The 12322-nt window shown below is 72.1% G+C and carries 10 protein-coding genes; 1 reads left to right on the top strand and 9 read right to left on the bottom strand.

Features of this window, described 5'->3' with window-relative positions; genetic code table 11:
* Positions 1-26: 26 nt before the first annotated feature.
* The gene (locus ACN6LB_RS01175; RefSeq protein ID WP_356135921.1) at positions 27-1127 is read right to left on the bottom strand and encodes a citrate synthase 2; all 1101 of its coding nucleotides are present in this window, start codon (positions 1125-1127) and stop codon (positions 27-29) included.
* A gap of 311 nt (positions 1128-1438) precedes the next feature.
* Between ACN6LB_RS01175 and pdxH the strand changes: the two genes are divergently transcribed.
* Positions 1439-2077 (top strand): pyridoxamine 5'-phosphate oxidase, encoded by a 639-nt coding sequence (gene pdxH, locus ACN6LB_RS01170; RefSeq protein ID WP_445024196.1) that lies wholly within the window; start codon positions 1439-1441, stop codon positions 2075-2077.
* Positions 2078-2112: 35 nt separating this feature from the next.
* Here pdxH and ACN6LB_RS01165 read toward each other — a convergent pair whose 3' ends face one another.
* Genes ACN6LB_RS01165 through ACN6LB_RS01130 form a run of 8 tightly spaced genes read right to left on the bottom strand, consistent with a single transcriptional unit; the run spans position 2113 to position 12258 of the window.
* Positions 2113-2769, bottom strand: coding sequence for a TetR/AcrR family transcriptional regulator (locus ACN6LB_RS01165; RefSeq protein WP_445024155.1), 657 nt, complete (start codon positions 2767-2769; stop codon positions 2113-2115).
* On the bottom strand, positions 2757-3491 hold the full coding sequence (locus ACN6LB_RS01160; protein ID WP_445024154.1) for an enoyl-CoA hydratase family protein: 735 nt from the start codon (positions 3489-3491) through the stop codon (positions 2757-2759). The genes ACN6LB_RS01165 and ACN6LB_RS01160 overlap by 13 nt, the downstream gene beginning before the upstream one ends.
* Positions 3488-5086 carry a 4-coumarate--CoA ligase family protein gene (locus tag ACN6LB_RS01155; RefSeq protein WP_445024153.1) on the bottom strand — a complete coding sequence of 533 codons (1599 nt, stop codon included), beginning with the start codon at positions 5084-5086 and terminating at the stop codon, positions 3488-3490. The genes ACN6LB_RS01160 and ACN6LB_RS01155 overlap by 4 nt, the downstream gene beginning before the upstream one ends.
* Before the next feature lie 43 nt (positions 5087-5129).
* Positions 5130-6311, bottom strand: coding sequence for an acyl-CoA dehydrogenase family protein (locus ACN6LB_RS01150; protein ID WP_445024152.1), 1182 nt, complete (start codon positions 6309-6311; stop codon positions 5130-5132).
* Positions 6308-8161, bottom strand: a complete 1854-nt coding sequence (locus ACN6LB_RS01145; RefSeq protein ID WP_445024151.1) for an acetyl/propionyl/methylcrotonyl-CoA carboxylase subunit alpha — start codon at positions 8159-8161, stop codon at positions 6308-6310. The genes ACN6LB_RS01150 and ACN6LB_RS01145 overlap by 4 nt, the downstream gene beginning before the upstream one ends.
* A 10-nt stretch (positions 8162-8171) precedes the next feature.
* On the bottom strand, positions 8172-9770 hold the full coding sequence (locus tag ACN6LB_RS01140) for an acyl-CoA carboxylase subunit beta (protein ID WP_356135909.1): 1599 nt from the start codon (positions 9768-9770) through the stop codon (positions 8172-8174).
* Entirely contained in the window at positions 9767-11464 is a 1698-nt protein-coding gene (locus ACN6LB_RS01135) for an acyclic terpene utilization AtuA family protein (RefSeq protein WP_445024150.1), read from the bottom strand. Before ACN6LB_RS01135 ends, ACN6LB_RS01140 begins: the two co-directional genes overlap by 4 nt.
* Complete coding sequence (locus ACN6LB_RS01130) at positions 11461-12258, bottom strand: TIGR03084 family metal-binding protein (RefSeq protein ID WP_445024149.1); 798 nt, start codon at positions 12256-12258, stop codon at positions 11461-11463. The genes ACN6LB_RS01135 and ACN6LB_RS01130 overlap by 4 nt, the downstream gene beginning before the upstream one ends.
* Positions 12259-12322: the final 64 nt, after the last annotated feature.

Here is a 12322-nt window from a genome sequence, read left to right as displayed (position 1 = left end):
GGCGTACGGCCTGGGTGGCGCCGGGGTCAGGGCGCGATGTTGCCGTAGCCCTCGATGTCCTGGGGGTTGCGGGAGCTGGGGCCCACATAGCGCGCGGAGGGACGTACGAGCCTGCCCGTGCGCTTCTGCTCCAGGATGTGCGCCGACCAGCCTGCCGTGCGGGCGCAGGTGAACATCGAGGTGAACATGTGCGCCGGGACCTCCGCGAAGTCCAGGACGATGGCCGCCCAGAACTCGACGTTGGTCGCCAGGACGCGGTCGGGGCGGCGTGCGTGCAGCTCGGCGAGCGCGGCCTTCTCCAGGGCCTCGGCGACCTCGAAGCGAGGGGCGCCCAGCTCACGAGCCGTGCGCCGGAGCACGCGGGCACGCGGGTCCTCGGCGCGGTACACCCGGTGGCCGAAGCCCATCAGGCGCTCGCCCTTGTCGAGGGCCTGCTTCACATACGCATCGGCGTCGCCCGTGCGTTCGATCTCCTCGATCATGTGCAGGACCCGGGACGGGGCGCCTCCGTGCAGCGGCCCGGACATGGCGCCGACGGCTCCGGAGAGGGCCGCGGCCACGTCGGCGCCGGTCGAGGCGATGACGCGGGCGGTGAACGTGGAGGCGTTCATGCCGTGCTCGGCGGCCGAGGTCCAGTAGGCGTCCACCGCGGCGACGTGCTTGGGGTCGGGTTCGCCGCGCCAGCGGATCATGAACCGTTCGGTGATCGAGGTGGCCTTGTCGATCTCGCGCTGCGGGACCATCGCCAGGCCCTGGCCGCGGGCGGACTGGGCGACGTAGGAGAGCGCCATGACGGCGGCGCGGGCGAGGTCGTCGCGGGCGCGCTGCGCATCGATGTCGAGCAGCGGCCGCAGGCCCCAGACGGGCGCGAGCATGGCGAGCGCGGACTGCACGTCGACGCGGATGTCGCCGGAGTGGACGGGGATCGGGAACGGCTCGGCGGGCGGCAGGCCGGGGTTGAAGGCGCCGTCGACGAGCAGCCCCCAGACGTTGCCGAAGGAGACGTGGCCGACCAGATCTTCGATGTCGACGCCTCGGTACCGGAGTGCGCCGCCCTCCTTGTCCGGTTCGGCGATCTCCGTCTCGAACGCGACGACTCCCTCGAGTCCGGGTACGAAGTCGGACATCAGGCGGCTCCTCGTGATGTGTGCGACAGCTGGTCTGGGGGGATCGAGCGGTCACCGTCACCCCGGTGATGCCCCGATCGGCCGGCGGTCACCCAAAGGGACGGCCGAACGGAGCGGCATCAGCACGATAACCCCGAGTGCCACCCTTGGGGAGGGTGTACGGCACTCAGTGCCACGCGACGGGACCGCTCTCGTACGGCAGGACGGCTGCGTACGGCGCCCTACGGCTCGACCGCTCCGCACGGCCCGACTGCTCCGTACGGCAGGATGACCACGTGACCGACCACGACCCCATCCTCGACCTCGCCGCGATGCGCGAGCACTACCGGCACGAGGGCCTCGACGAGACCGAGCTGGCCGCGCACCCCATGGACCAGTTCACCCGCTGGTTCGAACAGGCCGCGCTGGCCGCGGCCAAGGGCCTGGTGTACGAGCCGAACGCCATGGTCGTCTCCACCGCCGGCGCCGAGGGCCGGCCCACCTCGCGCACGGTGCTGCTGAAGCAGTACGACGAGCAGGGCTTCGTCTTCTACACCAACTACGACTCCCGCAAGGCCGGCGACCTGGCCGAGAACCCGTACGTCTCGCTTCTGTTCCCCTGGCACGCGATCGCCCGCCAGATCGTCGTCACGGGCATCGCGCGGCGCACCGGGCGCGACGAGACGGCGGCGTACTTCCGCTCCCGCCCGCACGGCTCGCAGCTCGGGGCCTGGGCCAGCGCCCAGTCCTCGGTCATCTACAGCCGCGCCGAACTGGACGCCTCGTACGAGGAGTTGAAGGCCCGCTACCCCGAGGGCGAGCAGGTGCCGGTGCCGCCGAACTGGGGCGGCTTCCGTATCGCCCCGCAGTCGGTCGAGTTCTGGCAGGGCCGCGAGAACCGGCTGCACGACCGGCTGCGGTACATGGCGGAGCCGGACGGGTCCTGGCGGGTGGAGCGGCTGAGCCCCTGACGGTCTCGCCCTCTCGCGGTCAGACGGCCAGACGGTCAGACGGTCAGGGTTTCGTCGAGCAGTGCGGCCCACTGCGCGACCACCCGTTCGCGGCGCCCGGCGTCGTCCGTGAGCAGGTTCGCCAGGCCGAGGCCGCGGGCCATGTCGAGGAAGCCCTGCACGGTCTCGCGTACGCCGGGGCGGGACTCGTCGGCGGCCAGGAGGTCCACGGCGATGCGGTGGGTCTCGCGGCCGACGTGGGCTTCGAGTTCGGTGACGCGGGGGCGGAGCTGTTCCTCGTTGGACGCGGCGACCCAGAGGTGGAGGGCGGCGCGGAAGAGGGGGCCGGTGTAGAGGTCGACGAGGGCGGCGACCACGGCGTGGCGGTCGGCGGCGCCCTCGGGGAAGAGGGCGCGGATCGCGGTGGAGCGTTCCTCGGCGACGTACTCGACGGCCGCGGTGAACAGGTCCTCGCGGGTCGGGAAGTGGTGCTGGGCGGCGCCGCGCGAGACGCCGGCGCGTTCGGCGACGACGGAGACGGTGGAGCCCGCCCAGCCGTGCTCGGCGAGACAGGACACGGCGGCTTCCAGGAGGCGCCGCCGGGTGGCCCGGCTGCGGTCCTGCTTGGGTACGTTCGGGGTGCGCCCGGAGCGGTCGGCCGTGCTCCCCGTACCCGCCGTACTCAGCGTGCTCTGCGTGTTCACACCACCCATGCGGGATCCCGTCGTTCGAGGAAGGCCGTCATCCCCTCGCGGGCTCCCGCGGAGGAGAACAGCCGCGCCGAGAGGGCGGTCAGGTCGGCCGCGTCCCGGTCGAAGGTCTCCAGCACCCTAGCCGTGAGCAGCCGTTTCGTCTCGGCCAGGCCCTGCGGGGAGGCTTTGCGCAGTCCGTCGAGGACGGGGGCGAGTACGGCGTCGACGTCGTCGCCCGCCGCCGTGAGGAGCCCGCTGCGGACCGCCTCCGCCGTGTCGAAGCGCTCGCCGGTGAGGTAGTAGCGGGCGAGCGCACGCGGGTCGGTGCGCGGCAGCAGGGGCAGTGAGATGACGGCGGGGGCGACGCCGATGCGTACCTCCGTGAAGGCGAAGGTGGCGTCCAGGGAGGCGGCCGCGATGTCGCAGGCGCCGAGGAGGCCGAGCCCGCCGGCCCGGACGTGGCCGGTGACGCGGGCCACGACCGGCTTGGGCAGTTCGACGATCTGCCGCAGCAGTCCGACGAGTGCGTCGGGGTGCGGCGGGTCGCGCAGGTCGGCGCCCGCGCTGAAGGTGTTCCCGGTGTGGGTGAGGACGACGGCGCGTACGTCACTGTCCTTGCCGCACTCCGTGAGGGCGTTCGTCAGCCCGTCCACGAGGGCGGCCGACAGGGCGTTGCGGTTGCCCGGCGAGTCGAGGGTCACGGTGGTGATGCCGCGCTCGGGGGCGGCGTGCACGACGGTCACGGGCGCTCCTGTGCTTCCCGGAGGTCCCGCTCCCGCAGGTCGCGCAGTTCGCGGCGCAGGATCTTGCCGGAGGCCGCGCGGGGCACGGCGTCGATGAAGGTGGCACCGCGGACCCGTTTGTAGGGGGCGACGCGCTCGGCGACGTGCATCATGACCTCTCCTTCGGAGAGGTCCTTCGCGGAGGGCTGACGTACTACGTAGGCGTGCGGTACTTCGTTGTTGTCCTCGTTGTAGACGCCGATGACGGCGGCGTCGGCTATGCCGGGGTGGGTGAGCAGGAGCGCCTCGAGTTCGGCGGGGGCGACCTGGAAGCCCTTGTACTTGATGAGTTCCTTGACGCGGTCGACGACGAACAGCCAGCCGTCGGCGTCGACGTAGCCGACGTCTCCGGTGCGCAGCCAGCCCTCGGGGTCGATCATGGCGGCGGTGTCGTCGGGGCGGCCGAGGTAGCCCTTCATGACCTGGGGGCCGCGGATGGCGATCTCGCCGGGTTCCCCGACGCCGAGGTGCTTGTCGGGGTCGTCGAGGGAGACGATGCGCATCTCGGTGCCCGCGACGAGTTTGCCGACCGTGCCCGGGGGCGGGTTCTCGGCGTCCAGGGGGACCACGTGCGTGCCGGGTGACAGCTCGGTCATCCCGTACGCCTGGCCGACGGGAGGCAGCCCCAGCCGCCGTGAGCAGGCCGCCGCGAGGGCCGCGTCCAGGGGCGCCGCCGAGCAGATGATGTTCTGCAGGGACGACAGGTCGTACTGGGCGACGGCCGGGTGCTTGGCGAGGGCGAGGACGATCGGCGGGGCCACGAAGAGGAGGTTGATGCGGTGCTTCTCGATGGCCGCGAGGAACGTGTCGAGGTCGAAGCGGGGCAGCACGACGACGGTGGCGCCCTGGCGCAGCGGCGCGTTCATGAGGGCGGTCAGCCCGTAGATGTGGAAGAAGGGCAGGACGGCGAGGACGCGGTCGCCGGGGCCCATCGGCAGGGTGGGCGCGAGCTGCGCGAGGTTGGTGGCGATGGACCGGTGGGTGAGCATCACGCCCTTGGGGATGCCGGTCGTTCCGGAGGAGTACGGGAGGGCGGCCACGTCCGTCACGGGGTCGATGTCGATCCGTGGCTCGGGCGCGGTGGTGGCGAGCAGGTCGATCAGGGAGCGGTGCCCGGGGGCGCTGTCGCAGACGAATATCTCCCGTACGCCGCCGGCGAGTTCGGCGGCCTGGCGTGCCGTCTCCAGGAGGGGGGAGACGGTCACGATCCAGGAGGCGGCGCTGTCGCGCAGCTGCTTGGCGAACTCCTCGGGCGTGGCGAGGGGGTGCACGGTGGTGACGGACGCGCCCGCGCGCGTGGCGGCGAAGAACGCCGTCGGGAAGGCGATGGTGTTCGGGCTGTGCAGCGCCAGGACGTCGCCCTTGCGCACGCCCGTCTCGGCAAAAGCGGCTGCCACCCGGCGGTGGAAGTCGTCGAGTTGGGCGTAGCCGAGCGTGGTGCCGTCGACGCCGTCGATCAGCGCCGGCGTGTCGCCGCGCTCGGCGGCGCGGCCGAGGACGGCGTCGTGAATGGGCTCCTCGACGGCCGGGACATCTGCGTACTCACTGCGGAACACGATTCCTCCTGGCACGACTGCGGGCAGGCTCCGTACGCCTGGCTCAGTACGACTTGGGCAGACCGAGCGTCTGGTGGGAGATGTAGTTGAGAATCATCTCCCGGCTCACCGGAGCAATACGAGCCACGCGGGCGGCTGTTATCAACGAGGCGAGCCCGAACTCGCGGGTGAGGCCGTTGCCGCCGAGGGTGTGCACTGCCTGGTCGACGGCCTTCACGCAGGCCTCGGCGGCCGCGTACTTGGCCATGTTGGCGGCCTCTCCCGCGGCGACGTCGTCCCCGGCGTCGTAGAGGTGGGCCGCCTTCTGCATCATCAGGCGGGCCAGTTCGAGTTCGATGTGGGACTGGGCCAGGGGGTGCGCGACGGCCTGGTGGGCGCCGATGGGCTCCTTCCAGACGGTGCGCTCGCGGGCGTAGGCGATGGCCCGGGACAGCGCGTAGCGGCCCATGCCGATCGCGAACGCGGCTGTCATCACGCGCTCGGGGTTGAGCCCGGCGAAGAGTTGGAGGAGGCCCGCGTCCTCGTCGCCGACGAGCGCGTCGGCGGGCAGCCGTACGTCGTCGAGGGTGAGCTCGAACTGCTTCTCGGCGCCCTGGAGTTCCATGTCGATCTGTCGCCGGTGAAAGCCCTCGGCGTCGCGCGGGACGATGAACAGGCAGGGCTTGAGGCTGCCGGTGCGGCCGCCTTTGGATGACACGGTCTCGGTGCGGCCGACGATCAACGTCGCATCCGCGATGTCGACGCCGGAGATGAACACCTTGCGGCCGGTGAGCAGCCAGTCGCCGGTGTCCGGGTCGCGGCGGGCGGTGGTGGTGATCCGGTGGGAGTTGGAGCCCGCGTCGGGTTCGGTGATGCCGAAGGCCATGGTGCGGGTGCCGTCGGCGAGCCCGGGCAGCCACCGCTGTTTCTGCGCGTCGGTGCCGAAGCGGGCGATGACGGTGCCGCAGATCGCGGGCGAGACGACGAGCATGAGCAGCGGACAGCCGGCCGCGCCCAACTCCTCCAGCACGATGGAGAGTTCGGCGATTCCACCGCCTCCGCCGCCGTAGGCCTCCGGCAGGTTGACGCCGAGGTAGCCGAGCTTGCCCGCCTCGGACCAGAGTGCGTCGGGGTGGCCGCCTTCGGCGATGGTCCGGGTGAGGTATTCGCGGCCGTAGCGCTTGCCGAGGGCGGCGACCGCGGCACGCAGGTCCTTGTGCTCTTGGGATTCCGGGGTGACGCTCATGCGGGCTGTTCCTCCTGTGCGACGACGACGGCGAGCAGGGCGCCGACCTCGACCTGGTGGCCGGGGGCGGCGTGCAGGGCGCTGAGCGTGCCGGAGACGGGCGCGGAGATCTTGTGCTCCATCTTCATCGCCTCCAGCCACAGCAGGGGCTGTCCGGCCTTCACGGCGGCGCCCACGGCCAGTCCCTCGGCGACGCGGACGACGGTGCCGGGCATGGGTGCGAGCAGCGAGCCGGGTTCGCGCTGGTCTGCGGGGTCGGGGAAGCGGGGCGGGGCGGTGAGGGCGGTCGCGTTCACGTGCACGCGGTCGCCGTACCTCGCGACCTCGAACTTCCGCTGCACACCGTCGATTTCGAGGATGACGAGGCCGGGCGTGGCACGCACCACCCGAACTCCTTCGGCGGTGAGGCCGTCGCGGGTGTGGTGGTAGCGGACCTCGTGTTCCTCGTCGGCCATGACGTACCGCTTGACCTGCGGCTGGGAGGAGACGTTGCGCCAGCCGCCGAAGCGGGAGCGGCCCTGGGCGTCCGCGAGTGCGGCGGCCAGCGGCGCGTACGGGTCGGGGGCGGCGCCGGTCAGCTCCGCCAGGTGCCGGTCGTAGAACCCGGTGTCCATGCGGGCCCCGGTGAACTCCGGGTGCCTGAGCGACCGTACGAGCAGGTCCCGGTTGGTGACCGGGCCGTGGATCGCGGCGCTCTCCAGGGCTCCCGCGAGCCTGCGCACCGCCTCCGCGCGCGTGGGGGCGTACGCGACGGCCTTGGCGAGCATCGGGTCGTAGTGGACGCCGATGGGGTCGCCGTCGGTGTAGCCCGTGTCGAGGCGGACGCCCGGCACGGCGAGGCGGTGCAGGGTGCCGGTCTGGGGGGCCCAGGAGCGTGCCGGGTCCTCCGCGTACAGGCGGGCCTCCACGGCGTGTCCACGCGCGCGTGGCGGGTCGTTTTCGAGGGCCGCCCCTTCGGCGACACGGATCTGGAGGGCCACCAGGTCCACTCCGAACAGGGCTTCCGTCACGGGGTGTTCGACCTGGAGGCGGGTGTTCATCTCCAGGAAGTGGGCCCGGCCGTCCGCGACGAGGAACTCGACGGTGCCCGCGCCCACGTAGTCGACGGCGCGGGCGGCGCGTACGGCCAGCTCGTGGAGTTCCTCGGTGAGTCCGGTTTCCAGACCCGGTGCCGGGGCCTCCTCGATCACTTTCTGGTGGCGGCGCTGGAGGGAGCAGTCGCGGGTGCCGAGCGCCCACACCGTGCCGTGTGTGTCGGCGAGGATCTGCACCTCGACATGGCGGCCGCCCTCCACGTAGGGCTCGACGAAGACCTCGCCGTCGCCGAAGGCGCTGAGGGCCTCGGCGCGGGCGGCGGCCAGTTCGCCGTCCAGGTCGGCGAGTTCGCGTACGACGCGCATCCCGCGGCCGCCACCGCCCGCCGCCGCCTTCACCAGCACGGGCAGGTCCTCGGCGGTGACTGCGGCAAGCGGCTCCAGGCCCATCAGCTTCTTGGCGCGCGTCTTGGACGCCATCGCCTCGATCGCCTCCGGCGACGGCCCGATCCAGACGAGACCCGCGTCGGTGACGGCCCGCGCGAAGTCGGCGTTCTCGGACAGGAACCCGTATCCCGGGTGCACGGCGTCGGCGCCGGCCGCGAGCGCCGCCGTCACGATCAGGTCGCCGCGCAGATACGTCTCCGAGGGCGCCGCCCCCGGCAGCCGTACCGCCGCGTCGGCCACGCGCGCGTGAAGCGCGTTCTCGTCGGCGTCCGAGTACACGGCGACGGTCCGGATTCCCAACTCACCACAGGTGCGGAAGACCCGGCAGGCGATCTCGCCCCGGTTGGCGACAAGGACGGAAGCAATCACTGGAAAACCCTCACATCCGGAAGACGCCGAAGCCGCCGCGCGCGCCCTCGTAGGGCGCCGTGTGGATCGCGGACAGGCACAGGCCGAGGACGGTGCGGGTGTCGCGCGGGTCGATGACCCCGTCGTCGTACAGCCGCCCGGACAGGAACATCGGAAGGGACTCGGACTCGATCTGCTGCTCCACCATCGCGCGCAGCGCCGCGTCCGCCTCGTCGTCGTACGGCTGCCCCTTCGCGACCGCCGACTGCCGGGCGACGATGGAGAGCACCCCGGCGAGCTGCTGCGGGCCCATGACGGCCGACTTGGCGCTGGGCCAGGCGAAGAGGAAGCGCGGGTCGTACGCGCGCCCGCACATGCCGTAGTGCCCTGCTCCGTACGACGCGCCCATGAGCACCGACAGGTGCGGGACCCGTGAGTTGCTGACCGCGTTGATCATCATCGCGCCGTGCTTGATGATGCCGCCCTGCTCGTACTCCTTGCCGACCATGTAGCCGGTGGTGTTGTGCAGGAAGAGCAGCGGGATGTCGCGCTGGTTGGCGAGCTGGATGAACTGGGCGGCCTTCTGGGACTCCTCGCTGAACAGGACCCCTTGGGCGTTCGCCAGGATGCCGACGGGATAGCCGTGCAGGGTGGCCCATCCGGTCGTCAGGCTCGTCCCGTAGAGGGGCTTGAACTCGTCGAAGTCGGAGCCGTCGACCACGCGTGCGATGACCTCGCGCGGGTCGAAGGGCACCTTCAGGTCGCCGGGGACGATTCCCAGCAGCTCGTCCTCGTCGTACTTGGGGGGCTCGGCCGGGCCCGGGTCGCCGTACGCCTTGCGGTGGTTGAGGCGGGCGACGACCCGGCGGGCCTGCCTCAGGGCGTCGTGCTCGTCGACGGCGTAGTGGTCGGCGAGACCCGACACGCGCGCGTGCATCTCGGCGCCGCCCAGGGACTCGTCGTCGCTCTCCTCGCCGGTGGCCATCTTCACCAGCGGCGGCCCGCCCAGGAAGACCTTGGCCCGCTCCTTGACCATGATCGTGTGGTCGGACATGCCGGGGATGTACGCGCCGCCGGCGGTCGAGTTGCCGAAGACGACGGCGATGGTCGGGATTCCGGCGGCGGACAGGCGCGTGATGTCCCGGAAGATCGCGCCTCCGGGGATGAAGATCTCCTTCTGGGAGGGCAGATCGGCGCCGCCCGACTCGACGAGGCTGATGCACGGCAGCCGGTTGGCGAGCGCGATGTCGTTCGCGCGCAGGGCCTTCTTCAGGCTCCACGGGTTGCTCGCGCCGCCGCGCACGGTGGGGTCGTTCGCGGTGATCAGGCACTCCACGCCCTCGACGACACCGATGCCGGTGACGAGGGAGGCCCCGACCGCGTAGTCGCTGCCCCAGGCCGCGAGCGGCGACAGCTCCAGGAACGGGGTGTCCGGGTCGACGAGCAGTTCGATGCGCTCGCGGGCGAGCAGCTTGCCGCGCTTGCGGTGCCGTTCGACGTACTTCTCCCCGCCGCCCGCGAGGGCTTTCGCGTGCTCGGCGTCGAGTGCGGCGAGCCTTGCGAGCATGGCCTCGCGGTTCGCCGTGTGGTCGGGGGACGCGGGGTCCAGGGCGGACGCCAGGACGGTCACAGGAGCACCTCCGGGATGTCCAGGTGGCGGGAGCGGAGCCATTCACCGAGGCCCTTGGCCTGCGGGTCGAAGCGGGCCTGGGAGGCGACCCCCTCGCCGAGGATCCCCTCGACGACGAAGTTGAGGGCGCGCAGGTTCGGCAGTACGTGCCGTACGACGGTCAAGTCGGCGCACTCCGGGAGGAGTTCGCGCAGCCGTTCGACGGTGAGGGTGTGGGCGAGCCACCGCCAGGCGTCGTCCGTGCGGACCCAGACGCCGATGTTCGCGTTGCCGCCCTTGTCGCCGCTGCGGGCACCGGCGACGAAGCCGAGGGGCGCGCGGCGGACGGGCTCCGCAGCCGGCAGCGGTTCCGGCAGAGGCGGCTCCTCCGGCGGCTGAAGCACGAGCGTGTCGTCGGGCGGGGACACAGGGATCCGCCGCCCGTCATGGAGCACCGCCACATGGTCGACGGCCCCATGGTCGACGTACACATCCTCGAAGACCCCATAGGGCGCGCCCTTTCCGGGGGGTGCGACCACATGGAATCCGGGGTAGCTGGCGAGAGCCAGCTCGATCGCGGCGCCGCTGAGGGCTCGCCCGACCGCGTCCTGGTCGGCGTCCCGGACGACGAGTCGGAGCAGGGCGCTCGCGGTCTCCTCGGTGGGGGCGTCGGGATGGTCGGTGCGGGCGAGCTGCCAACCGACGTGCGCCGGACGGGACTTGGCGGCGTCGAGCACGGCCTCCAGCTGTTCCCGCACGAGGGCGGCCTTGCGTTCGATGTCCAAGCCCGTGAGGACGAAGACGACCTCGTTGCGGAAGCCGCCGAGCCGGTTGAGCCCCACCTTGAGGGTCGGCGGCGGCGCCTCCCCGCGCACGCCCTCGATCCGTACGCGGTCCGGCCCGTCCTGTGTCAGCCGTACGGTGTCGAGCCGGGCCGTGACATCGGGGCCCGCGTACCGGGCGCCGGACGTCTCGTAGAGGAGCTGCGCGGTGACCGTGCCGACGTCCACGAGGCCGCCGGTGCCGTCGTGTTTGGTGATGACGCTGCTGCCGTCCTCGTGGAGTTCGGCGACCGGGAAGCCCGGGTGGCGCAGCCGTTCGAGGGGGTGTTCGGCGAAGAAGGCGTAGTTGCCGCCGGTGGCCTGGGTTCCGCACTCCAGTACGTGCCCCGCGGCGACGGCGCCCGCGAGCCGGTCGTACTCCTCGGGCCCCCAGCCGAAGTGCGCCACGGCGGGCCCGGTGACCAGCGCGGCGTCGGTGACGCGGCCGGTGACGACGATGTCCGCGCCCGCCCGCAGACACGCGGCGATCCCGGCGCCGCCGAGGTAGGCATGCGCGGCGAGACTTCCCGGACGGTGCCGTGTCAGGTCGTCGCCCTCGACGTGGGCGACGACGGCCGGGATGCCGAGCCGCTCGGCCAACTTCCGTACGGCGTCGGCCAGTCCGGCGGGATTGAGCCCACCGGCGTTCGTCACGATGCGCACGCCGCGCTCGTGGGCGAGCCCGAGGCACTCCTCCAACTGGCGCAGGAACGTGCGGGCGTAGCCGGCCGACGGGTCCTTCAGGCGGTCGCGGCCCAGGATGAGCATGGTCAGTTCGGCGAGGTAGTCGCCGGTGAGCACGTCCAGCGGGCCGCCGGTGAGCATCTCGCGCAGGGCGTCGAAGCGGTCGCCGTAGAAGCCTGAGGCGTTGCCTATGCGCAGGGCCCGCGTCACCGACGGCCGCCCTTCGGCTCACGCCCCGCCCCCGGCGGCCCCGCGAAGGCCTGCGCGATGTCCAGCCACCGGTCGGCGTCGGGGCCCTGCGCCCGTACGGCGAGGTCGGCGCGGTGCGTCCGCCGGGTGACCAGCAGGCAGAAGTCGAGCGCGGGGCCGGTGACCCGCTGCGGCGCGGCCTCGGGGCCGTACGTCCACAACTCGCCCGCCGGACTGACGAGTTCCACCCGGAACTCCTCGCCGGGTGCCGGGAGCCCGTGCACCGCGAAGGCGTAGTCACGCGCCCGCACACCGATGCGGGCCACATGCCGGAGCCGGTCCGTAGGTGCTCGCACCACACCCAGCGTCTCGGCGACGTCGTTCCCGTGGGCCCAGGTCTCCATAAGTCGTGCGGTCGCCATGGAGGCGCCGGACATGGGTGGCCCGTACCAGGGGAAGCGCGTCCCGGCGGGCACCGCACGCAGGGCCTCCTCCAGCGCCCTGCGACCGGCTCGCCACTCGCCGAGCAGTCGGTCGGGGGCCAGCCGCGCGACCTCCTCCGCCCCTTCGTCGACGAAGGTGTCCGGCGCCGCGAGGGCCTTCTCCACCTCCGCCTTGAACGCCTCCGCGTCCGTCACCGCGGTCAGTGCGGCGTGGTCCGTCCAGTGCAGGTGCGCGATCTGGTGGGCGATGGTCCACCCCGGGGCCGGCGTGGGCAACGCCCACTGCTCCTTCCCCAACTCCCCCACCAGCCGGTCGAGTTCAGCACTCTCCCGGCACAGATCGTCGATCACGGACGACGACGGATCGGACACGATGGCGCTCCCCTCGGGGCACGGCGGTGTGCACTCGGAGCATGGCAGCGGCCAAAGAAACAAT

This window comes from Streptomyces sp. SAS_270 (genome assembly GCF_052543295.1).
Note: the sequence above shows the minus strand (reverse complement) of the source record. Positions and strands in the feature narration are given on the sequence as shown.

What these genes read in the sequence shown, in the direction of transcription:
- pdxH (WP_445024196.1), top strand. Translation starts at nt 1,439, where the DNA reads ATGCGCGAGCACTACCGGCACGAGGGCCTCGACGAGACCGAGCTGGCC.
- ACN6LB_RS01150 (WP_445024152.1), bottom strand. Translation starts at nt 6,311, where the DNA reads ATGAGCGTCACCCCGGAATCCCAAGAGCACAAGGACCTGCGTGCCGCG.
- ACN6LB_RS01175 (WP_356135921.1), bottom strand. Translation starts at nt 1,127, where the DNA reads ATGTCCGACTTCGTACCCGGACTCGAGGGAGTCGTCGCGTTCGAGACG.
- ACN6LB_RS01165 (WP_445024155.1), bottom strand. Translation starts at nt 2,769, where the DNA reads ATGGGTGGTGTGAACACGCAGAGCACGCTGAGTACGGCGGGTACGGGG.